Below are 22382 nucleotides of genomic sequence, written 5' to 3'. Positions count from 1 at the left end.
CGGTCGAAAGGCCGTAAAAACCGTGGCGTACGCCACGGTTTTTTTGGCATTTAGGAGAGAGGATGACAAAGGTGTGTGTAATATGTCATATTTTGCATTTTAATGTCGAAATTTTGGTGACAGAATGGTGCTAAGGACTTATAATGAAATTGTTCATAATTTTTCCTCTTGACTTGGACAAGCGGAAACGGATTTTACTACACAGAATACGCCGAGGTGACGCGAGACATGAAATGGTTTTTGAATTTGAGAACATCCGTGAAACTGATTTCCGCTTTTGTAGCAGTTGCTGTCATTTTGGCGGCGGTCGGCGTGTATGCGCTTTCGAACTTGAGCATGCTTAACGGAAATGTGAAGGAAGTGTACAACAATAACCTGGTATCTGTTCGGGATTTGTCAGCGGCTCAGATCAACTATCAACAGATGCGGGTCGCGCTCCGGGAGATGAGCATGAGCCCGGATAAGGTGGACAAGGACAAGCTGTCTGCAGAAATTGACGAATACAACAAGGAATTCGTCGAAAAAATGGACTCCTACCGTAAAGTCGCCTTTACGAAACCGGAACAGGACGAAATCAAAACGTTCGATGCCGCCTATGCGAGCTACATTAAATTGTTCGATCAAGGACGTCAGTTGACTTACCAATCCGACGTCAACGTGTTCCGACAATTTCTGGATACCCAATTGAATGCGGCCGGAACGAAAATGAGAGGCAGCCTGACCAAATTGATCGACATGAACGTCGACATCGCGGAGACAACCTATAATGAATCGGGCTCGGCGTACTCCTCGGCCCGGAATATAATGATCGCGGTCATCATCATAGCGTTTCTGTTCAGCATTTTCCTCGGGTATTACATAGCCGGCACGATCGCCAATCCGCTCGCACGGATCGTCGATCTGGTATCGAAGGTGGCGCAGGGCGACTTGCGGGAGCAAGCGGATATCGATACGAAGGACGAGGTCGGTCAGCTGTCCCGTTCCGTTAACGATATGATCCATAATCTGCAAAGCTTAATCGGCGGGGTCATCCAATCTTCCCAAAGCGTGGCGGCCGCGTCCGAAGAAATATCGGCAAGCACCGAAGAAATTGCCGGCAGCAGTACGAATCAAGCTCAATCCGCGCAGCACATTACGGATCTGTTCAACGAGTTGTCCAGCGCGATCAATTCGGTCGCCATGGGAGCCGAGCAAGCAGCCGAGCTGTCCTCGGAAACGGTACGGACCGCGAACCAAGGGGGCAAGGTCATCGAGGAATCCGTTGCCGGCATGCAGGCCGTAAACACCAAGATGTCCAAGCTGGAAGAGGACTCCCAGAGAATCGGGGATATTATCGAGGTAATCGACGATATTGCCGACCAGACGAACTTGCTGGCGCTGAACGCCGCCATCGAAGCGGCGCGTGCCGGCGATCAAGGCCGGGGATTCGCCGTCGTAGCCGACGAGGTGCGCAAGCTGGCGGAGCGCAGCAGCGAAGCGACCAAGCAAATTTCCTCGATCATCAAAGTGATGCAGGAAAATACGAAGCAAAGCGTAGCCGCCGTTATGGAAAGCGTCAAGGAATCGTCCAAGACGGGAGAGGCGTTCCAGAAAATCGTCGCGATGGTGGATGCCTCGTCCAACAAAGTCAATGAGATCGCGGCCGCCTGCGAGCAGCAATCGGCGCAAGCTTCCGAAGTGATGACGGCCGTTCAGTCGATCGCGGCAGCAAGCGAGGAGGCGGCGGCGGCATCGGAGGAGACGGCGGCTACTTGCCAATCGCTCGCCAATTTGGCCGATGAGCTCAATACATCGGTCGCCATTTTCAAAATTCGCTAATACTTCGATACGGATGTGTGACTATGACCTCTCAACAGGAGCAATATATCGAATTCGGAATCGGCCTCGAAAATTATGCCGTCAAAATCGAGGATGTCCACGAGATTATCAAAATGCAGACGATCACCGACATTCCCCATTCCCGACGTTACGTAAGGGGCGTTATCAATCTGCGAGGCAAAGTGGTGCCGGTCATCGCCTTGCGCGGCTTGTTCGGTCTTCCCGACGAAGCGTATACGAAAAGCACCCGTATCGTCGTAGTGAAGCATCTCGAGGAATCGGTAGGCATTATCGTCGATCGGGTAAACAAGGTAACCGCTTATCCCGATATTCAGCCTCCGCCGGAGCAAGCCGGTAATTTGAGCGGCTCGTATTTTCTCGGAATCGGACTGAGGGAGCAGCAGCTCGTCGGGATATTGAAACTGGATGAAGTGCTTCTTCGCGAGTAAGAACAGGAGGCTTGCTTACATGAACGACATGTCGGTCTACCGCGAAGCCTTTATGGAAGAATTAGCGGATCAGTTGGAACGGATCGAGCAAGATTTGCTGGCGATCGAACAGCAGGTTACCGAGCCGCTCGTCCAATCGATCTTCCGGGCGGCCCATACGATCAAAGGATCGTCGGCGGCGATGGAATTCGGGGAGATGAAGCTGCTTACCCACGAGATGGAGCATCTGCTCGATTTGGTCAGGGGACGCCGGCTGGATGTGGACGATGCGCTTATCGAGCTTCTGTTCCAAGCGCTGGATTTGTTGAAAAGGCTGCGCGATCAGTACGCGAACGGCGGGCCGTACGCCGATATTAACGGGATGCTGGCCGGACTGCGCGGCTTCGTGCAAGATAAGGATGAAGCCCTTCCGCAAATTGCTCTGCCGGAGCTGACGCCCGAGCAGTCGGAGCGGGCCGCGGACGCCGTCCGTTCGGGCCATCGGCTGCTGGCCGTGCAAATTCGGCTGGCCGAAGAATGTCCGATGAAAGGGGCACGCTTCTATCTGATCGCGGACAAAATCGCCGGCTCGATAGGACCTGTCGTGATGACCGATCCGCCTCTGCCGACGGAGGTGCAGGGCGAAGACGCCGACTACGGCACTGTCCGGCTGCTGATCGGCAGCCGTACGGAGGCGGCCCGTGTCAAGCGCGACATAAGCGCGGATACGGACGTGCAAAAGGTGCAAGCGATCGAATACAAGCTCGTCGAGCCGGCGGTGGAGACGCTGTCCGAGACTTTCAAGGAGTCTTCTGCCGTTCCGGAAGAACGACAGAAGCAGGGCGCGCAGACGATCCGGGTCAGTGTCGAACGGCTGGAGCAGCTAATGAATTTGGTAGGAGAGCTGCTCATTGATCAAACGTCGTTGGCCGAGCTGAAGCGGACGGCTTACCAGCGGTTTCCGCACGAGGAATTCACGGAGCGGTTGAGCGATGTTTCCGATCATATGGCGCGAATCGTCGGAGAGCTTCAAGAAAGCGTCATGAAAGCGCGAATGCTGCCGATCGAGCATATGTTTAACCGGTTCCCGCGAATGGTTCGCGACTTGTCGCGCAATCTGGGCAAAGAAATCGAGCTTGTGCTGGACGGGACGGAGACGGAGCTGGATCGTACGTTAATCGAGGAAATCGGCGACCCGCTCATCCATCTCGTCCGCAATGCGCTCGATCACGGCATCGAGGCTCCGGAGGTGCGTACGGGCAAAGGTAAGCCGGAACAGGGCCGGGTTCGGTTAAATTCGTATCATGAAGATAACCAGGTTGTCATTACGGTCGAGGACGACGGTGCGGGAATCCGGCCGGAAATCATTAAGCAGTCCGCCGTTCGCAAGGGGCTCGTCACCGAGGAGCAGGCGGGCCGGCTAACCGAGCAGGAAGCGGTGCATCTTATTTTCCAGCCCGGCTTCTCCACCGCTTCGGCGGTAAGCGAAATATCGGGTCGGGGTGTCGGTATGGACATCGTCCGCAACCAGATCGAGCGGCTGAACGGGCTGATTTCGATCCGGACGGCCCCCGACGAAGGGACCTGCTTTACGATCCGGCTTCCTTTGACGCTCGCTATCATTACCGGTCTGATGGTCAAAGTATCCGAGCGCGATTATGTGATACCGATGAACAATGTATCCGAGATCGTACGCATTCCCCGCGATAAAATTCAGAAGATGCAGGGCGACAACGTTATTCTGATCCGCGATCAGGTCATTCCGCTCGTACCTCTGCACGAGATAATGGGCTACCCCGCCCCGGCTTCCTTAGGCAAAAACGTACCCGTTGTCATTATCGGCTCGATGGACAAGAAGGTGGCGCTCGCGGTCGACGAGACGATCGGCAACCAGGAAATCGTCATCAAGACGCTTCCTCCGATGCTGGGCAAGCTGGAGCATGTGGCCGGCGCGACCATTCTCGGCAACGGGCGTGTGGCGCTTATCTTGGAGGCTGCCTACTTCGTCAAGCTGCGGGGTCGCAGATACGGTGCGTAAGCAGACCGCGAAGGCTGCCGCTTCCCTTGAGAACACGGATGATGCGGGGTACAATGAGTGTAGAAGCAGTCGCAAAATCCGGACTTGTTCAGGTTCGGATTTTTCCTTCTTTTCTTGGTATCCTAATGGAAGAATCGAATACAGTTCGGAAGGCGTGAAGACGATGGTAGAGAAACGATTCGCGAAGGAATCCCGTTGTTATAAGACGTTCCGGGTATTTCCGACAGACGTGAACAATTACAATACGCTGTTCGGCGGCAAATTGATGGCTTATATCGACGATATCGCCTCAATCTCGGCGGCCAAGCATTGCCGGAGATCGGCCGTTACCGCTTCGACCGATTCCGTCGATTTTTTGTCCCCGATCCCGATGACCGCATCGGTCTGTCTGGAGTCGTTCGTCACGTATACGGGCCGAAGCTCCATGGAAGTGTTCGTCAAGGTCATTACCGAAGACATGCTGAGCGGAGAACGGCATATCGCGGCAACCTCGTTCCTGACCTTCGTCGCGCTCGGCGACGACAAGAGACCGGTTCCCGTGCCTCAGGTCATACCGGAATCGGAAGAGGAAGTCCAGCTGCACCAGACCGCGGTCGGCCGTGCGGATATGCGCCGGCATCGCAGGGAAGAGAGCAAGAAGTTCGCCGACTTTTTGACGACCAGTTATTCGTGGGAGTGACATTGGCGTTCGGTACACCGTGCGACGAAGCGTGTTGACAAAACGTGAATTTGTAACTAAAATTGTTACAAAAAAACGTCATGAATAGGGAAGGGGCATTAAAATGGCGATCAACAGCCGTTTTGCGGTGGGAGTGCATATTTTGTCCTTGCTCGAGATCAACAAGGGAGGCCGCAACACCTCCGACTATATAGCCGGCAGCGTCAACACGAACCCTGTCGTCGTACGGCGCATCATGAGCATGCTGAGCAAGGCCGGACTAGTCCTTACGAGCCCGGGGGTGGCCGGAGCGACACTCGCCCGCCCGATCGGTGAGATCACTTTGCACGACGTGTACAAGGCGGTACGGGATGACGACGCGGACCCGTTGTTTGCCGTTCACGACAAGCCGAATCCGGATTGCGTCGTAGGGAAAAACATCCAGGGCGCACTCGAGACGAGCTTCAATCAGGCGCAGGCCGCGATGGAGAACGAATTGGCCGGCGTTACGCTGGATACCGTCATCCGATCGATCCTTCAGCAGGAATCGTAAACGCCCGTCGCGGCGCTCCTCGATGAACATGCTTCCTCTTGCATTCCTTTCTCGGCCTTTTCGAGCCGAGCCGCTTATTGTCCCCAACAGCAGCACCACTTCTTCCAGAGTCAATCCCCTATCGAAACCGCCCTTCATGTTCCCTAATCGGCTACACGGCTCCGATTCTCACCGCAACCGGCCTGCCGCAAATGTTGCTTAATCCCGCCCAATTCATACTGAGTTCACAAAAACGGGGTATAGTGTATGCTAAAGTATGCTAGAACAAGAGAGGGGGCGGCTGTATGACCCGGATACTGGTCGTTGACGACGATCCTCATATCCGCGAGCTGGTCAAGCATTTCATGGAGCGGGAAGGGTTCGATACGATCGAGGCGTCCGACGGCCGGGAGGCGCTGGCCAAGCTGGACAACGTTCAAGCCGACATGGCCATACTCGACGTCATGATGCCCAACATGGACGGTTGGGAGCTTTGCCGCGAGCTTAGGGAGCTGTACGATATTCCTCTCTTGATGCTGACGGCCAAGGGCGACACGTCGCAAAAAGTAAAAGGCTTCGAGCTCGGCACCGACGATTACCTCGTGAAGCCTTTCGAGCCGGCCGAGCTCATTGTACGGGTAAAGGCGCTGCTGAAGCGGTATAAAATCGCCGCTTCGCAAACGGTACAGATCGGCGGGCTCATGCTGAACCGGAAGACGTACGAGGCGGCCGTGGACGGCAGAAGCCTGACGCTGCCGCTCAAGGAATTCGAGCTGCTGTTCAAGCTGGCGAGCTACCCGGGCAAAACGTTATCCCGCGAACAGCTGATCGAACAAATATGGGGCTTCGATTACGAAGGGGACGAGCGCACGGTGGACGTTCATATCAAGCGGTTAAGGGAGCGATTTCCGGAGGATCGCCACACGTTCAAAATAAGCACGATCCGGGGACTCGGCTACCGGCTGGAGACTTCGGAATGAGGCGCGTGCGGGAATCGAGGCGGCCGAGGCCGACCCGGGAAGAGCGGCTGCGCCGAAAGCCTTCGGCAAAAAACATTTTGCTCGCGATCGTATTTCTTGTCGTCGTCTATTATGCGCTGTGGACGGCCGCCTTCCTGGCATCTTCCTTCATCCACGGTCGCGGGGATAAGGAAGCGATTTGGAGCTCGCTTGCTTCCGATTGGGAGCAGCTATCGACTGCCGTACAGGAAGGCGGGAAGGCGGAAGATATCGATCGCTCCATAAAGCAGCTGTCCCGTGCCATGGGGGTACAAGCAAATTTGCTGGACCGTGACGGCAACGGTCGCCGGTACGGAGACGATATCGGGCAGCTTGCCGCTGTCGTAGGCCAAGTGGAGCTGGATTCCGTGTTTTCCGGCGGAAAAGCGATGAAGCTGGAGCGGCCGAATCCTTTCCGGGACGGCGTGGCGGCTTTTGGCGGCGCAGTTGATATAGATGGCGCGACCTACGCATTATTCGTTCAGACGGAAGCTCCCGGCTTGTTTTACGGCTATCGCCGGCAGCTGACGCCGCTGCTGCTCATCAACGGAATGCTTGTGATCGGAGCCATAGCCGGATATATCCACGGGGTGCCTCGGCGAATACGTCTGTGGTCTTCGATTCTCGGCGCGTTGAACCGAATCGCCAAGGGCGACTTTAATGTGCGGGTCGACTATTTCGGAACGGATCGACGGAGAGGGGAGGACAACAACGAATTCGCCGATCTCATCGACAGCATCAACGATATGGCGGTCGGGTTGAAGAAAATGGAGGAAATGCGCCAGGAGTTCATCTCCAACGTATCCCATGAGATCCAGTCCCCGCTTACTTCCATCGGCGGCTTCGCCAAAGCTTTGCATAACGGGGATTTGAGCGTGCAGGAACGGGATCATTACTTGGATATTATCGAGACGGAAACGAGGAGGCTGTCCAAGCTGAGCGACAATTTGCTCAAGCTGTCCTCACTCGATTCCGAGCGGCATCCGTTCGAACGGAAACGATACCGGCTGGACAAGCAGCTCCGCAATATCGTTCTGTCCTGCGAGCCGCAATGGGCAGCCAAAAGGATCGCGATGGAGGTCGAGCTCGACGAAACCCCGGTGATGGCCGACGAGGATTTGATGAGCCAGGTTTGGATGAATCTGATCTCCAACAGCATCAAATTCACGCCCGATGGCGGAGAGATTCGCGTCCGCGTTCAGCATGCCAACGGAGCGGCGACAGTCGAGGTGGAGGATTCCGGAATCGGCATGTCCGAAGAGGATCGCCTGCGCGCCTTCGACCGGTTCTATAAAGCGGACAAATCGCGAAATCGTTCGTCCGGAGGGAGCGGCTTGGGACTGTCCATCGTGAAGAAAATCGTTCATATGCACGGAGGCGATATAAGGATCGACAGCCGTACCGGCGAAGGCACCACGGTAACCGTCACGATGCCGGACTGATCGGACGGCCAAGGTCTAGAAAACAGGCATCGGAAGCTTGAATGCCGGAAATGCCCAACGGATAAATCCTCCCCCGACAAGCATACTAAACCGTAAAACGGGAGGGGATGTCCATGAAACGAATGACCGCATTCGTGCTATGCTGCATGCTCGCATCCGGATGCTCGATTGGCGGGCGGCAGGCGGTCGAGCATATCGGCAGTCCGGAGCCGAAGGCAATGGCACAGATCGAGAATATTGCCGCGCCTGGGGCAGAAGGCCAACAATTGTTCGCCGAGACGGCGGAGCAGGAGAGACGAGTAGCCCAAACCATATCCGTCCCGCCCGCGCCGCCAGTCAGTCAACCGGAGCCTGCAATTGTGCCTCAGCCGACATTGAAGCCGGAGACGCCGAAGAGCAATCGATCCGGACAAACGAAGGCTCCTTCGGTCACGGTGCAGAAATCGCAACAGATTGCCGGCAAGAAGCTGTCGCTGCCGCAGCTCAGGGCCAAATACCCCGACGCCTTCCGGGTAAGCGGAGCGTCGAAGGAACGAAACATCGCGCTGACGTTCGACGACGGGCCGGACGAACGGTTTACGCCTCAGATTCTGGACATACTGAAGGCGCATGGAGTGAAAGCGACCTTTTTCGTACTGGGGAAAAAGGCGGAGGCGCATCCGGCCATTATGAAACGAATGGTTCGCGAAGGCCATGTCATCGGTAATCATTCTTTTCGGCATCCGTTATTTACGAAAATCACGGTCGATCAGTTCGCCCAAGAGGTCGAACAGACCGAGGAAGTATTGAACCGGCTGATCGGCTACAAGCCGAAGCTGCTGCGCCCTCCATACGGCGAAATCGACGAAGAGCAGCTGCAATGGGCGAAAAGCCGCGGTTATGTAATCGTGAATTGGAATGTGGACTCGCTGGATTGGAAAAACCTCGGGGAACAACAAGTGTCGGGCAACATTCTCGGCCATACGAAGGCGGGGGCGATCGTGCTGCAGCATTCGGCAGGAGGGGATAGCCAAGATTTGAGCGGAACGGTAAAGGCGCTTCCGGGCATTATTTCCAAGCTGAGGGAGCAAGGCTACGGGCTCGTTACTGTCTCCGAGCTGCTGCATTTGCCTAAACAGAAATAAAGGCAAAAAGCCGCCGACATTAGTCGACGACATGTACCGTAACGTTCTGATAGCCGAACGTCTTGGCTTTCTCGCGTGATCCGGGTACGTATATATCGATCCGGTTACCATTGATGGCTCCGCCTATATCGGAGGCTTTGGCCATCATGCCGCCGACTGGAAGTCCGTCGTAGCTGTAGCCGGTCACGTACACGGTAGAGCCGAGCGGAATCATGTCCGGATCGACGGCGATCGTGCCGACCTGCAGCGGATTGCCGTAATAATCTTTACCCGCATATCCGCCATTCTCGGCGGCGCTCCCCGTATAAGCCGAGGCTACGGCGGCGATGGTCTTCTTCGGTGTAAGAGTAGCTCCGGTTACGGTCGCGATCGTGCCCGGCTTTTCGGCCGGAGCTGCTTTCGCGGCTGCGGGGGGCGCTTTTTTCACCTTCGCCTCTGCTGCGGCAGGCTCCGGCTGACTTGCAGCTTCGGGCAGTTGCCCTCCAACGGCAGCTTGGGCAGGCGCGATCGAAAGCAACGTTTCGGGTGCCGGCGTTTGCGCGGCGACAACCGCCAATAGCGGCTCCGCGGATGCAGTCGAATTCGTCATCGCTTTTGGGGCGAATGAAGCGGTTTGCAACGCGGAAAACTCGGATTTCCACTTTGCCAAATATTCGCTCTGGAATGCAAGGGGAGACAACAACGGTTGAAGCAGAATCGGATCTGTCGGTCGGCCCATGGCCGAAACGGCCGAGCCGGACATAATGAACAAGGCGAGACCGCCCGTAAGCAGCGTATGCTTCCAGTTAGATCGGGTCAAATGTATAATTCACTCCTTTTTTATCGCCTACGAGGTTAGTTGTCGGATTCGGATTGAGGATACAACCCTACGCGCGATTCGCGCGATTCACCCCGAACGGAATGGGCATGGCGCCGCATTGCCGTAATGAAAATTCCCCCGCACTCTTGGATAGAGATGCCGTTTTGCTTACCAGCAACTCCCATGCACCGAAGTTTCGGCTACTTGTAGAAGGCTATCATAACTGGGGCGGCGAGAAAACCCTCAATTTCTGGAAGACGCCGCTTCCGTGTGGCGAAAGCAGCTCGTTACGTGATCCTGTACCATGCCCGTAGCCTGCATCATGGCGTAGCAAATCGTGGGGCCTACGAACGTAAAGCCCCTTTTCTTCAAATCTTTGCTCATCGCGTCCGATATCGGCGTCGTCGCGGGAACATCGCTCAACTGCTGCCAGCTGTTGCGAATCGGACTTCCGCCAACGAACCGCCATATGTAGGCATCGAAGCTGCCGAATTGCTTCTGGATGTCCAGAAATGCCTTGGCGTTGCGAACGGCGGAATTGATTTTCAGTCGGTTGCGCACGATGCCGGCGTTACCCAGCAGCTCCTCGATTTTGTGCTCATCGTACTGCGCGACCTTCGCCGGATCGAACCGGTCGAAAGCCTTCCTGTAATTTTCCCGCTTGAGTAAAATCGTATACCAGCTCAATCCGGCTTGGGCTCCCTCCAGCACGAGTCGTTCGAACCAAATCTTGTCGTCATGCACGGGAACTCCCCATTCCCGGTCGTGGTATTCGATATATAAAGGACTGTCATTTACCCAGCCGCATCGCGTTACTGAATCGCTCACGTTAATTCGCCTCCATGATTAAAGTTTTGTCCAGTATATCATGTCGGGAGGCGGAATCCATCGTCCTAAGCGCACGCCAAACGGCGCCGCGCGATTCGACGAACCGCGCGGCGCCGGTGAACGGCCTGCAATAGGAATAAGCCTTGGATCAAGCCTTATTTTTGGGCGGCTTTGATGCCGTCGTTTACTTCTTTCATTAATTGCGTGCCTCCGCGGCCTTTCCATTCCTCGATCATTTTATCCCAGTCGGCAATCGGACGCTGGCCGGATATCATTTTCGTTTGCTCGCCGAGCAAATATTTGTCCAGCTCCGAGCCCTTGGAAGCTTTCGTTTCCGAGTATACCAGGTTGACCGGATCGTCGTAAGGATTTTTGTTGGACGTTTTCTCCATTTGCTCGATGGAGGCGATAAACGCTTGCATTTCCGGCGAATTATACGAAGCCTTCGAGAATTGGTTCGCATCGTCGCTTGGCGCCCAAGGCTTCCAAAATTCATGACGCTGTAGCATATATTGGATCGGAGTGCTCGATTCCTGCCCTGCTTTCGGCACCGCTTTGCCGTCTATCATCTCGTAGCCGACGCCGTTTCCGCCCATGATCCAGTCGAACTGCTGGTTTTGCGGCGTACGCTGATCGAGCGGGAGGAATTGGCGGCCATAGTCGAGGATTTCCAAAATCTTCTTCACCTTGTCCGGATCATCCTTCAGCTTGGCGGAAAGCGTCGTCAGTCCGAAGAAGCCGCGGCCCTTCAAATTGCCTTGCGAGCCGTCCGGAGCCTTGAAGAACGGAATCGGAACGACCTTGGCCTTCGGATCGACCTTCAGCAAGCCGGTGTAATATTCCTCGACCATGCCGCTTGGCGTGCCGATGAAGATACCGGCTTTGCCGGAGTAGAACTCTTTATTCGTCTGGGCCCAGTTCAGCACCGCAAAGTCTTTCGTAACGGCGCCTTCCTTGTAGGCAGCGGCAAGCGTTTCAACCGCTTCCTTGCGTCCCGGGCTGATCAGGCCGGGGATATAGTTGCCGTCCTTGTCTTTATGGTACCACGCCGTCGACCAATAGGCGCCCATCGTTGGAGCCGGGTTGACGTCTTCCCCGAGTGCAAAGCCGTACGTGTCGTTTTTGCCGTTTTTGTCCGGGTCGTTTTTCGTAAAGGCGATGGCGACGTCGAGCAGCTCTTTGTAGTTGGTCGGCATTTTCAGCCCGAGATTGTCGAGCCAGTCTTGCCGGATCGTTCCCGAGAACGTGTACGTCGGCGCATACATCGGAATGCTGTAAATTTTGCCGTTGACGCGGAACTGATCGTAAATCGATTTCGGCACGCCCTTGAGCGTCGCATATTTGTCGATATAATCGTCGAGCGGGAGGAAGGCGCCCTGCTTCGCCCATTTGTAATAGTTCGCGTCCAGATCCTTGATCGCCACCACATCAGGCATATCGCCCGAGGCCATGATGACGTTCAGCTTCTCTTTATAGTCGGATTGCAGCACGAATTGCGATTTGATATTGGCGCCGAACTTTTGCTTGATCGCTTCGACGCCTTTTCCGTTCGGATCGGGAAAAATGGTATAGGCGAAGTTGAGGAAGCCGATATCGTACGTTTTGTTCGTCTTGGGTGCGTTCGTATCGCCCGATTTCGTGTCGGTTGCCGTCTTGCCGCCGCTGGAGCAGGCAGCCAAAGCCGCGGTTAATACGGCTACGGTGGTCAGGCTGACAAATGTTTTTCCTTTCATTGCGGACACCTCCAGGAATGATCATACCTTTCCAACATTTCCACTTGCGATAATCCCCTTTTGTCGTAAACGTTCCAACGAGCTGCTAGCGATGGTATCCGTTTCTTGGCGCCGGTGCGGGACGGGCTCGATAGCTTCAGCCCTTTACCGAACCGATCATCACCCCCTTGGCGAAATGCTTCTGCAGGAATGGGTAAACGATCAGGATCGGCAGCGTCGCGAGCAATATCGCGGCCATCTGGATCGTCTCCGCGGGCGGAGGCTGAATGTTGACGAACTGTTCGGCCGACAGCGAGGACGTATCGTTGACGACGACGATTTGCCGGAGCAGCAATTGAATCGTCCACAGCTTCGGATTGCTCAAGTACAGCATGCCGGTAAAGTACGAGTTCCAATGCATGACCGCGTAGAATAGTCCGAACGTGGCCAGAGCCGGCTTGGAAAGCGGCAGGACGATGCTGGTGAATACTTTGAACGGACCGGCTCCGTCGATGAGGGCCGCCTCGTTCAGCTCCTCCGGAATGCTTTTGAAAAATTGGCTGAACACGATCAAATTCCACGGACTGATCAAGACGGGAATAATGAGCGCCCATACCGAATTCAGCAGACCCGTTTCTTTGACGATCAAATACGTCGGAATAATGCCGGCGCTGAACAGAAAGGTGAACAGCACCATGAACAAAAACAGCTTCTGTCCGAAGAACGGCTTCGACAGCGCGTAAGCCATCGTCGAGGTGAAAGCCAGATTAAGCGTCGTGCCTAGCACCGTGACGAAAATAGTGACGAGCACCGATTTGATGAATTTGTCGTTGGACAAAATATAGCGGTAAGCGTCGGTCACCCAATGATCCGGCCACAAAATAAAGTCTTTGCGCAAATATTCTTCCATTGACGAGAACGATACCGAGAATATATACAGGAAGGGCACGACCATCGCCGCGGCGATCAAGCTTAATACGATTACGTTAATCCAGTCGGCGATCCGGTCGACCCAGGTTCGATGGTTCACAGCTGTTCGCACCTCCTTTTACTAATTTGGAAGCTTCGCTTTTTGGGGTATCTTAGTAGATGCCTTCCTCGCCGAACCGTTTGGACAGCTTGTTGGCGGCTACGACGAGGACAAGCCCGACGACCGACTTGAACAAGCCTACGGCGGTGGCAAAGCTGAAGTCCGATTGCAAAACCCCTTTATAGTACACGTACGTGTCCAGCACTTCGCCGACTTCCTTGACGTAAGGATTGAGCATCAGGAATATTTGCTCGAAGCCGTTGTCGAGCACGGTGCCGAGCCGCAAAATAAGCAAAATGACGATCGTGCTGCGAATGGCCGGCAGCGTAATGCTCCAGATGCGCCGGAAGCGGCTTGCCCCGTCGACGACCGCGGCTTCGTACAGCTCCGGATTGACGCCGGACAGCGCGGCGAGAAATACGATCGTGCTCCAGCCGGACTCTTTCCATATGACCTCGAGTACGATAAGCGGCTTGAACAAGTACGGCTGTTGCAAATACAAGACCGGTTCCGTGCCGAACAGATTGGCCATCAGACTGTTTACGACTCCGTCGCTTCTAAGGAAGATGGTGACGAGCCCGATGACGACAACCCACGACAGGAAGTGGGGCAAGTAAACGAGCGACTGGATCAGCCGTTTGAACCATTCCTGGCGAGCTTCGTTCAGCATGAGCGCGAGAACGATCGGAATGGGAAACGCGAAGGCGATCTGCAGAAACGAAAGCACTAGTGTGTTAATGAGTACCTGCACCACTTCGGCATTGTCGAAGATGCTGCGGAAGTGGTCGAAACCGACCCAATCGCTGTGCAGAAAGCCTTGGAACGGACTGTAATCCTGGAACGCGATGACCGAGCCGAGCAGCGGCACATATTTGTAGATCAAAAAATACAGTGTGCCGGGGAGAGCGAACAAATACATGGCCCTGCTTTTCCATAGCTTCCTGCGGATGCGGGTCCAGGCGCCGGCATTCGGTCCGGGGACCCGGGATGCCGCCTTTGCAACCGTTCTCATAATGGTAATAGACCCCCTTTCCGGTTCAACCGGTTTGTTCTGAAATCCGTTGTAGTGACCTTATCATAGGCAATCGGCTGCACACATGTAAACGCTCTATTTTTTCCTTCTTCCCGGCAAGAAATGATACCGGTTCGCAAAAGATGACACTTGTCCGCACCGGCCTCGCTCCCTTCCGCCGTGCGGCTTCACGGCAAAAAGCCCCACTCGATGTGGGGCTTGCTTGTTCCGACACGCTACTCCTGGTGGCGGACGGAGACCCGGTATTGGCCGGGGGACATTCCTGTCGTTTGCTTGAAAGCCCGGGAGAAGTTTTGTGTCGTCGTATAGTGGAGCCGGTCGGCGATTTGCTTGATCGGCATATCGGAATGGACGAGCCATTCCTTCGCCCGCGACATCCGCACCTCGATACAGTAATCGATGAAGTTGACGTGCATCTCTTCCTTGAACATCCGGCTGAGCTGAGATTGGGACAGTCCGAAGCGGGATGCGGCTTCCTGCAGCGACAACTCGCCCTCCGCTCCATTGACGATATATTCCGCCACCTGCTGCACGATTTTCGTCTGGTTCGGCACGGTCAGCTTCTCGAAATGGCTGCGGAATGCCGGGAAAAATTGCTGCTTGAACCAGTCCTTCAACTGATCCAGCGATTCGGCTTCGTTGATCCGGGCGTACACGTTATACGGAAACATCGGCTGCAGCTCGAAGCCGAGCTGCTCGAGCAGGTGATCGATTTCGCCGACCAGATTCGTGAAGATGCCGGTGACGGGCTTGAAGCCGGTCAGATGGTGGGGAATTTCCCGCACCATTTCTTCGAATTCCGCGTACACGGTTCCCATGTCGCCTTCGGCGATCCGTTTGACGATCGTTCTTTGACGCTTGATCAAATCGCGCGCAGACTGCTTGACCGTGTCCATCGACTCGATCGCCTGCTGGCTGATCGTCAGATCGCGGCCGAGCAGCAGCCGGAAGCTGAGCAGGTCGATCGCTTCCAGATAGCTTTCGTGAATGCCCCGGAATTCGGGACGAACGCGGCTGACGCCGGCGGTCAGCGTAAAGCGGAACAATTCTTTCGCTTTGATCCGCACCCGTCCGCACAGCTCTTCGATTTGTTGGGCGAAAGCCGTATCCGGATTGTCCGTGCCGACGATGAGAGCGACTTGCCCGAGCGACGGCGAGACGGTAACCGAGCTGAACGGGGTTGCGGAGGCCATCTCGGTCACCAGCTTCGTCAGCGCGTACATCATAAGGGAGCGGTCCTTGCCCAGGTAGCTGGTCCGGAATTCCATGAACGCGTCCACCTCGAATACGCATACGCCGAAGGAACGGCCGTGCAGCGGCAGATCGTATTGCTGCCGCTTGATCGCGAATTCGGCATCGTTCCATTCGCCGTGCAGCAGCTTGATCAGCGTATTTTCGCGCAGCTGCGGGGCTTGCTCGCGAAGCTCGCTGTCCAGCCTGCGGTTCGTATCCATCACCTGCTGCATGAAGGCGTCGATCTGCTGCAAGCCGTCCTGGGAAGGCTTCGCCCGACTCGGCAGCTTCTGCAGCAGCGTGCGGATCGGATTGTACAGCCGCTTCGAGGCGAACAAGGCGATCAGGCCCCATATGAGCGCGAGACAGCCGGCCATCGCCCATGTCACTTTTTTGATCAGGCTGGCCTTGGCCGTCAAACCTCCCTGCGGGGCAATGATCACGTAAGTCCAGTCGTTGTAGCCCGAGCGGTGTACGGAAACATGATACCGTTCCTCGCCGTATGCGACCGAATCGGTCGGGGAAGGCGGCGATGTCTGCTCCAGCTTCCTCGCGAACGGCGAAGGCAGCGTCGTGCCGATTTCTTGCGGATTCCGGCTCAGCACGATACGGTCGGAGCGATCGACGACGAGTAGCTGGCTGTCTCCGGCCATCTGCACCGATCGCAGCAGCTCGTAGAGCCGGGTCGGCTCCGCCTCCAGAAACAGCACGCCGTCTACGGTCGAGGAGCTGCCGATCGGCCTTACGATCAGGAGGTCGGTCTGATTCGGATACGTATTGGACGGAAGGAACAGGGAGCCGGTAAATTTGGGCGCGTATTGGCGCAGAGCGTCAAAGTAAGGGAAGTCCGACTTGGTCAATAGCCCGTATTTGTTGGAATACACCGTATCGAATTTGTTGTAGACGATATAAGCGTTGAACGGAATATCGGACAAGGTGCGATGTTTGCGGACCGTATCGACCATGTCGAGTGTCGCGTCGAGCGTCTCGCGGTCGTCCATGGAGATGCCGAGTCGCGCCGATTTCTCGATCGCCAGATCGCCCGCGATCTGAATCGACATATAATCGAGCCGCTTCAGTAACGAATCTACCTGCAGCCCGATCTGCTGCAGCGTCGCTTCATGCTTCGCATTGACTTCCTCCTGGATGCTCGTAGAGGCGACGTACGAAGCCGCGCTGCCGAGCAGCAGTACGGGAAGGACGCTCAGCAGCAGCGAAGAGAACAGCAGCTTCTTCTGAAACGGAAGCTTGCCCAAGAAGGGAATATGTCCTAACATGCAACCCACCATCCCTCTAATGAAAGCGTTATTACAATCATATACGATAACCGGAACAGAGCCAACCCAACTTTGAATATTGTTTATGGAAATGGCGATGTCGAAATAGGTCGCAAAATACAAAAATGCTTGTTGACTTTTCTCGAAAAATAAGTATTATATATTAAGTGCGAAACAAATCCGATACGCTGATGTAGCTCAGCTGGTAGAGCAACGCATTCGTAATGCGTAGGTCGGGGGTTCGAATCCCTTCATCAGCATTTCACCAGAACCCGGTAACAACGCGCCTTCTCGAGATCGAGGGGGCGCGTTTTTTATTTGATTTCACATCCGAACAGCCGCTAGCTTATTGGGGCGGCTGTTCCTATTTTCCGTATACTCATTTTGTCGCTAGCATGGGTTAGGTTGGATGGAATCCGGGTACGATTAGAATAAGTAGAGCTGCTGCACGGAAGGCTCGTCAGTCGTGTCTGCGGCTGCGGGGGATGGCTGAAGTTCGGGGGAACGGATCGTATCGGCGCTTTGCAAGCCATGCCGCTCGAGCAGGCGGCGGATCGTTTGCTTTACCGGAGCGCGATAGCTGTCGGGAGCGTAGGCGCTGCCGTGGTACAAGTCGGCATACGTTTCCCTCAAGTGCGGGTATTTGGCTTGGAGCGTCCGGAAAAACCATACTTTGACCTCCCGCGTGCTCAGCCGCAAAAAAGAAGTCATTACGGAATCGGCCCTGCTCTCGGCAATTGCTTCAACTAACGAGCCAAGATCGTCCGCATGATCGGATAGATGCGGTAAAATAGGCGCCATAAACACGCTGGTGCCGATACCCTCCTCGCCGAGACGCTTGACCGTCTCCAGCCGTTTCGCGGGCGAAGGCGTGGTCGGCTCGAAGTCCCGCCATACGTCCGAACGCAGCGTGCCGATGCTCATGTTGACGTTCATCCCGGGTAGCCGCCGGAGCAGATCGATATCCCGCAATATAAGCGGAGACCTCGTCGTGATCGATACGCGGACGTCGTATTCCGCCAATACCTCCAAGCATTTGCGGGTCAGCATCTCGCGGCCCTCCGCCTGCTGATACGGATCGGTAGCCGTCCCGATGGCGATGCGGCCGATTCCTTTCAGCCCTTTCCTGGAGCGTGCCATCTTGTCGAGCTGTTGACGGAGCGCGTCATGCGCATTGCTTTTCAGAAAGATGCGGTTCTGGAACGTATCGTCGGCCTCCACGCCGAGGAACGAGTGGGTGGCTCGCGCGTAGCAGAAGGCGCAGCCATGCTGGCAGCCGCGATATGGATTGATGGACCATTCGAAAGGCATGGAAGGAGCCTTCACCGGGTTGAGCAGCGTCTTGACCGGCATCGCTTCGTATCGGATATGGCGTTTCAATCGGGATCACTCCTTTTCGCAAAAGGGAACATATGTTCTTATCATAACAAATTAGAGGCGGCTCCGCAATTTCCAATATTAGTTGACCGGCCCGACCGCAGACGGGGAGCCGGTATTGGCTTTGGTCCGATGTTGCGCTTTCGGACGAATGCTATAATCAAGCCATAGAAGAACACAAGCATACGGTCGGGAGGAGAAAACAAAATGAGTTTATCGCGATTAATGAAATTCGTTACCGGCGGAATGGAAGCATTCCTGGGCATACCCGTTCTCGGAGGAGCCTTTGTCATATTTACCGGCTATACCGCACTGTGGGTCATGCTGGCGCTGCACATCGTCACCTTGCTCATTTGCCACAAGGAAAAAGCGGGCAGACTCGGCAGCGTCGTCGGAATCGTAACCTCTTGCGTGGCGGTAATCCCGGTGCTCGGCATGATCATGCACATCATCTCCGCCATCATCCTGGTCCTGAGCGCCTTGGCTCAGCAAGACCGGAACAACTATACAGGACCTTACCGCCGGGTAAGGTAACGCTCCGTAAGGAGCGGCGTCGCCGGAATTCGTTCCGGCGATTTTTTTTGTAAGACAGCATAATTCGCGTGTAAAGTGCATGTACCACATGATCGGTGAAAGGCTGGCTGTCTTTGCCGGCTCCTTGCGGGATCGCGAATCCGTGAATAGCGGAACTGGCGTACGCTATTGACTCGAGTACCCCTATCGATTGCAAAATAAGGGAAAACCGTTCCGCTATTCCGCTGTTCATGATCATTTCCACCCCGAATGACCGATATAACGGAAGTCTGTTCCGTTATCTTCGAGAATTAACGGAATTCGGGACAATAACGGAATATAGTTCCTCAATTTGCGGCAACACGTTGCTCCCGCTTCATCAAGAGGACTCCAGGTTGTTTGCGGATTAAGCTGTCATACTTTTTTTTCGCCGTTATCCGGTCGGGATGTAGTACAATAAAGGGTAAAAAATGGTCATACCGGCCAATGGGGAACGGAGTGGACAAGTTATGGTCCGAATCGACAAAGCGGAATGGGCGATCGAACGGGAGCCGCTGGCTACGCCTTTCGGGTTCAAAGGCGGCTATTTAAGCGAGCTCTGGCAGACGGCCGTCAAGCTTCACAGCCAGGAAGGGCATGCGGCGGTAGGCCTGGGAGTGCAAAGCGTGCTATGGTCGGATCCCCGGGTGTTTTTCGGGACGACGGAGACAGGCGGCAACGAGATGATGCTCGCGCTGACGAAACGGGCGGTGCAGCTGGCCCGGGGGGAAGCGTATCGGGAGCCGATAGAGCTGCTTCGGCATTTGGTGGAGCCCGTGCACGCTTACGGACGGGAAGTGACCGCACGCTCCGATCTAAGGGAGACGTTCGCGCTGAATGCGCTCGTGCCGCTCGATCATGCCGCATGGCTTCTATACGCGGCCAGCATCGGCTCGCGCTCGTTCGAGGAGATGGTCCCGGAACGATTCCGTGGCGCGCTTGCCGAACGGCACCGCGTCTTGGCCTGTACGCCGGTCGTTTCCTACAATCATGCCGAGGCGGACGTGCTCCGCATGTTGGACGACGGGTATTTCGTATTGAAGCTGAAGCTTGGCTCCGATCCGGACAAGGACGGGGATTTGGATAAAATGCTGGAATGGGACAAGCGTCAGCTTGAGCTCGTCCACCGGCTGGCGGCGGACAGAACGACGCCTTACACCGACAGCGGAAAGGTCGTCTATTATCTCGACGCCAACGGCCGATACGATTCGACGGAGCGGGTGCTCCGCCTGCTCGATCATGCGGACCGAATTGGCGCGCTGGAGCGGACGATCCTGCTGGAGGAGCCGTTTCCGGAGGAAAATAAGATGTCCGTAGACGATCTCCCGGTACGGGTAGCCGCCGACGAAAGCGTTAATCATGAGCGGGATGCCGAGGAACGCATGGATCTGGGGTATGGCGCCATTACGCTCAAACCGATCGCCAAGACGATGAGCGTGGCGCTCGGCGTGGCGAAGGCGGCCAAAGATCGCGGCGTTCCATGCTTCTGTGCGGATTTGACCGTCAATCCGTGGATGGTCGATTGGAACAAAAATGTGGCCGCGCGGCTTGCTCCTGTCCCGGGTCTCAAGGTCGGCTTGATCGAATCGAACGGTCATCAAAATTACGCCAACTGGAGGGCGATGACGAGCTACCACCCGAATGCCGGCGCTTCATGGACACAAGCCGATAATGGAGTATTCCATCTGGAGGATTCGTTTTACGACGAGTGCGGAGGGTCGCTCGGAAGGAGCGGCCATTACGAGCGCTTGCCATTCCAGCGTTCTTGATCGATACCATGCATAGAATGCCGAGGCCTCCAGAGGGGCCTCTTTTTTTGTCTGCGGCTTCGTCGCAAATATGGAAAAAAGGTTCTCAAAAAAGGGGAAGATTACCTTGAAGTTCGACAAGGAGATTGACGTAAAATGTCGAAATTTATCATATGTGAGTATGGTTTGTGGTGTCGACCAGAATGGAGGGAGGTGCAGGTTAAAGAAAAGGTTTTAATGAAAATTTGATGAAAACTTGAAGATGAGCGTATGACGGCCATTTATTAGTTATGGTATGATGAGGTGTATAGAGTATATCAATTGTATGCGTAGTTCTAAATGCCTAATTTTCATTCGACATATTTAACTGGAAACCTATTATTAGATATTAACGGCTGACTCGGCTGGTTACCCCCAAGGAAAGAAGATGATGCCGCCATGAAAATCATATTGCTTTCCGGAGGATCCGGCACAAGGCTATGGCCGCTATCCAGCGACAACCATCCGAAGCAGCTGTTGAAGCTGCTGACGGATGAACAGGGACACCCGGTATCGATGCTGCAGAAGGTTTGGGAACAGCTGAAGCGGCGAGGGTTGCATCGTTCTGCCGTAATCGCTACGGCGGCCGGACAACGGGAAACGATTCTGGCCCAATTGGGAGACGATATCGATCTTGTATTGGAGCCGGAGAAGCGCGATACGTTTCCCGCCGTGCTGCTGGCGGTCGCTTATTTAAACTCCCATCGTAATTTGCAGGGCGACGAGCCGGTGTTGGTGATGCCGGTCGACAGCATGGCGGACGACTCGTTTTACGAAACGGTATTCCGGCTGCCCGAAGCGCTGGAGCGGTCGCAGGCCAATTTGGCGCTGCTAGGCGTTAAGCCCGACTACCCTTCGGAAAAATACGGGTATATGATTCCCGATGAAGCGCCGGGCACATGGGAGAAGCCGATTGCCGTTCGACGGTTCCACGAGAAGCCGACGAAGCAAGAAGCGGTCGAGCTGTTAAAGCGGGGGGGCTTATGGAACGGCGGCGTGTTTTGCTTCCGCGCGGCCTACTTATTGGACCATTTGAAGCGATTGGAGCTCCCCTTGACCTATGAGGAGCTGCTTCTGGGGTTTTCGCGAATCGCCGTGCAAAGCTTCGACTACGCCATAGTGGAGAACGAAGACAACATGGCGGCGATCGTCTACGACGGAGCTTGGAAGGATCTCGGAACCTGGTGCTCGCTGACCGAGGCGATGCGTTCGCCGATGCTCGGCAACGGAGTCATGACGGAGGACTGCCGGGATGTACACGTAGTCAACGTGACCGATATGCCCGTTATCGCGATGGGGCTGACGGATGTTGTAGTGGCAGTGAGCCGGGAGGGCATACTGGTGTCCGGCAAGAAATCGAGCTCCAGGCTGAAGGACGCTCTTCGTCTCATGCAGTCCGGCCAGCCCCGGGATATTCCAGCGGAAGGGATTTGGAGCAAGACGCTGGACCGCGAATGCTTGGAGGACGGAACGACCGTCACGACGAGAAAAATCCGACTGGAGAAGGGAAGCTCGTTGTTTCATTCGGAAGCGGGCAGTGTCGTGCGGGCGGTTGCGTGGACGATTCTCCATGGAGCATGCACATTGAGGAAAAATGGAGCGGCCATTCCGCTGCAAACGGGTGCTACGGTAGTGCTGGAGCGGGACGATGCCGGTGAAGTGCTGGCATTGGAGCCGCTCGATCTGATTGAAGTATCAACGGTTTACGTTTAAACG

General features: G+C 55.3%; 18 protein-coding genes, 1 tRNA gene and 1 riboswitch. Of the genes, 12 read left to right on the top strand and 7 right to left on the bottom strand.

What is annotated here, in order from left to right:
- Positions 1 to 228 precede the first annotated feature (228 nt).
- From FE784_RS08225 to FE784_RS08190, 8 genes are all read left to right on the top strand, one after another.
- On the top strand, positions 229 to 1818 hold the full coding sequence (locus tag FE784_RS08225) for a methyl-accepting chemotaxis protein (RefSeq protein WP_139601654.1): 1590 nt from the start codon (positions 229 to 231) through the stop codon (positions 1816 to 1818).
- Positions 1819 to 1841: 23 nt separating this feature from the next.
- The gene (locus FE784_RS08220) at positions 1842 to 2267 is read left to right on the top strand and encodes a chemotaxis protein CheW (protein ID WP_139601653.1); all 426 of its coding nucleotides are present in this window, start codon (positions 1842 to 1844) and stop codon (positions 2265 to 2267) included.
- Between the two features lie 19 nt (positions 2268 to 2286).
- The gene (locus FE784_RS08215; protein ID WP_139601652.1) at positions 2287 to 4284 is read left to right on the top strand and encodes a chemotaxis protein CheA; all 1998 of its coding nucleotides are present in this window, start codon (positions 2287 to 2289) and stop codon (positions 4282 to 4284) included.
- Between the two features lie 163 nt (positions 4285 to 4447).
- The gene (locus FE784_RS08210; RefSeq protein ID WP_139601651.1) at positions 4448 to 4963 is read left to right on the top strand and encodes an acyl-CoA thioesterase; all 516 of its coding nucleotides are present in this window, start codon (positions 4448 to 4450) and stop codon (positions 4961 to 4963) included.
- A 103-nt stretch (positions 4964 to 5066) separates the two neighbouring features.
- Positions 5067 to 5495 carry an Rrf2 family transcriptional regulator gene (locus FE784_RS08205; protein WP_139601650.1) on the top strand — a complete coding sequence of 143 codons (429 nt, stop codon included), beginning with the start codon at positions 5067 to 5069 and terminating at the stop codon, positions 5493 to 5495.
- Positions 5496 to 5779: 284 nt separating this feature from the next.
- Entirely contained in the window at positions 5780 to 6454 is a 675-nt protein-coding gene (locus FE784_RS08200; RefSeq protein WP_139601649.1) for a response regulator transcription factor, read from the top strand.
- Complete coding sequence (locus FE784_RS08195; protein WP_246131947.1) at positions 6451 to 7914, top strand: sensor histidine kinase; 1464 nt, start codon at positions 6451 to 6453, stop codon at positions 7912 to 7914. The genes FE784_RS08200 and FE784_RS08195 overlap by 4 nt, the downstream gene beginning before the upstream one ends.
- Positions 7915 to 8027: 113 nt before the next feature.
- Positions 8028 to 9038 (top strand): polysaccharide deacetylase family protein, encoded by a 1011-nt coding sequence (locus FE784_RS08190; protein WP_176706049.1) that lies wholly within the window; start codon positions 8028 to 8030, stop codon positions 9036 to 9038.
- 19 nt (positions 9039 to 9057) lie between these two features.
- On the opposite strand, the gene FE784_RS08185 is transcribed toward FE784_RS08190, so the two are convergent.
- The 6 genes from FE784_RS08185 to FE784_RS08160 all read right to left on the bottom strand — a co-directional run bounded on the left by FE784_RS08185 (position 9058) and on the right by FE784_RS08160 (position 16950).
- On the bottom strand, positions 9058 to 9837 hold the full coding sequence (locus FE784_RS08185) for a 3D domain-containing protein (protein ID WP_246131946.1): 780 nt from the start codon (positions 9835 to 9837) through the stop codon (positions 9058 to 9060).
- A gap of 9 nt (positions 9838 to 9846) precedes the next feature.
- A riboswitch (cyclic di-AMP (ydaO/yuaA leader) is annotated at positions 9847 to 10009 on the bottom strand.
- Positions 10010 to 10080: 71 nt separating this feature from the next.
- Positions 10081 to 10665, bottom strand: coding sequence for a DNA-3-methyladenine glycosylase I (locus FE784_RS08180; protein ID WP_139601647.1), 585 nt, complete (start codon positions 10663 to 10665; stop codon positions 10081 to 10083).
- A 155-nt stretch (positions 10666 to 10820) separates the two neighbouring features.
- Complete coding sequence (locus FE784_RS08175; protein ID WP_139601646.1) at positions 10821 to 12398, bottom strand: extracellular solute-binding protein; 1578 nt, start codon at positions 12396 to 12398, stop codon at positions 10821 to 10823.
- A gap of 136 nt (positions 12399 to 12534) precedes the next feature.
- Positions 12535 to 13407 carry a carbohydrate ABC transporter permease gene (locus FE784_RS08170; protein ID WP_139601645.1) on the bottom strand — a complete coding sequence of 291 codons (873 nt, stop codon included), beginning with the start codon at positions 13405 to 13407 and terminating at the stop codon, positions 12535 to 12537.
- A 52-nt stretch (positions 13408 to 13459) separates the two neighbouring features.
- A complete protein-coding gene (locus FE784_RS08165; protein ID WP_139601644.1) occupies positions 13460 to 14419 on the bottom strand; it encodes an ABC transporter permease in 960 nt (319 codons plus the stop codon).
- 236 nt (positions 14420 to 14655) lie between these two features.
- Positions 14656 to 16950, bottom strand: coding sequence for a helix-turn-helix domain-containing protein (locus FE784_RS08160; RefSeq protein ID WP_176706048.1), 2295 nt, complete (start codon positions 16948 to 16950; stop codon positions 14656 to 14658).
- A gap of 187 nt (positions 16951 to 17137) precedes the next feature.
- Between FE784_RS08160 and FE784_RS08155 the strand changes: the two genes are divergently transcribed.
- A tRNA-Thr gene (locus FE784_RS08155) sits at positions 17138 to 17210 on the top strand.
- Positions 17211 to 17376: 166 nt separating this feature from the next.
- Here the strand turns inward: FE784_RS08155 and FE784_RS08150 are convergent.
- Complete coding sequence (locus FE784_RS08150) at positions 17377 to 18330, bottom strand: SPL family radical SAM protein (RefSeq protein ID WP_246131945.1); 954 nt, start codon at positions 18328 to 18330, stop codon at positions 17377 to 17379.
- A gap of 204 nt (positions 18331 to 18534) precedes the next feature.
- Between FE784_RS08150 and FE784_RS08145 the strand changes: the two genes are divergently transcribed.
- The 3 genes from FE784_RS08145 to FE784_RS08135 all read left to right on the top strand — a co-directional run bounded on the left by FE784_RS08145 (position 18535) and on the right by FE784_RS08135 (position 22379).
- Complete coding sequence (locus FE784_RS08145) at positions 18535 to 18861, top strand: hypothetical protein (RefSeq protein ID WP_139601642.1); 327 nt, start codon at positions 18535 to 18537, stop codon at positions 18859 to 18861.
- A gap of 488 nt (positions 18862 to 19349) precedes the next feature.
- Positions 19350 to 20648, top strand: a complete 1299-nt coding sequence (locus FE784_RS08140; protein ID WP_139601641.1) for an enolase-like domain-containing protein — start codon at positions 19350 to 19352, stop codon at positions 20646 to 20648.
- A 417-nt stretch (positions 20649 to 21065) separates the two neighbouring features.
- Positions 21066 to 22379, top strand: coding sequence for a sugar phosphate nucleotidyltransferase (locus FE784_RS08135; protein ID WP_139601640.1), 1314 nt, complete (start codon positions 21066 to 21068; stop codon positions 22377 to 22379).
- Positions 22380 to 22382: the final 3 nt, after the last annotated feature.

This window comes from Paenibacillus hemerocallicola (assembly GCF_006265175.1).
GTDB classification, from domain to species: domain Bacteria; phylum Bacillota; class Bacilli; order Paenibacillales; family NBRC-103111; genus Paenibacillus_AB; species Paenibacillus_AB hemerocallicola.
Note: the sequence above shows the minus strand (reverse complement) of the source record. Positions and strands in the feature narration are given on the sequence as shown.

Bases quoted from the DNA above. Each gene is read 5' to 3' on its own strand.
- FE784_RS08225 (WP_139601654.1), top strand. From the start codon at position 229: ATGAAATGGTTTTTGAATTTGAGAACATCCGTGAAACTGATTTCCGCT.
- FE784_RS08220 (WP_139601653.1), top strand. From the start codon at position 1,842: ATGACCTCTCAACAGGAGCAATATATCGAATTCGGAATCGGCCTCGAA.
- FE784_RS08215 (WP_139601652.1), top strand. From the start codon at position 2,287: ATGAACGACATGTCGGTCTACCGCGAAGCCTTTATGGAAGAATTAGCG.
- FE784_RS08210 (WP_139601651.1), top strand. From the start codon at position 4,448: ATGGTAGAGAAACGATTCGCGAAGGAATCCCGTTGTTATAAGACGTTC.
- FE784_RS08205 (WP_139601650.1), top strand. From the start codon at position 5,067: ATGGCGATCAACAGCCGTTTTGCGGTGGGAGTGCATATTTTGTCCTTG.
- FE784_RS08200 (WP_139601649.1), top strand. From the start codon at position 5,780: ATGACCCGGATACTGGTCGTTGACGACGATCCTCATATCCGCGAGCTG.
- FE784_RS08195 (WP_246131947.1), top strand. From the start codon at position 6,451: ATGAGGCGCGTGCGGGAATCGAGGCGGCCGAGGCCGACCCGGGAAGAG.
- FE784_RS08190 (WP_176706049.1), top strand. From the start codon at position 8,028: ATGAAACGAATGACCGCATTCGTGCTATGCTGCATGCTCGCATCCGGA.
- FE784_RS08175 (WP_139601646.1), bottom strand. From the start codon at position 12,398: ATGAAAGGAAAAACATTTGTCAGCCTGACCACCGTAGCCGTATTAACC.
- FE784_RS08165 (WP_139601644.1), bottom strand. From the start codon at position 14,419: ATGAGAACGGTTGCAAAGGCGGCATCCCGGGTCCCCGGACCGAATGCC.
- FE784_RS08160 (WP_176706048.1), bottom strand. From the start codon at position 16,950: ATGTTAGGACATATTCCCTTCTTGGGCAAGCTTCCGTTTCAGAAGAAG.
- FE784_RS08145 (WP_139601642.1), top strand. From the start codon at position 18,535: ATGAGTTTATCGCGATTAATGAAATTCGTTACCGGCGGAATGGAAGCA.
- FE784_RS08140 (WP_139601641.1), top strand. From the start codon at position 19,350: ATGGTCCGAATCGACAAAGCGGAATGGGCGATCGAACGGGAGCCGCTG.
- FE784_RS08135 (WP_139601640.1), top strand. From the start codon at position 21,066: ATGAAAATCATATTGCTTTCCGGAGGATCCGGCACAAGGCTATGGCCG.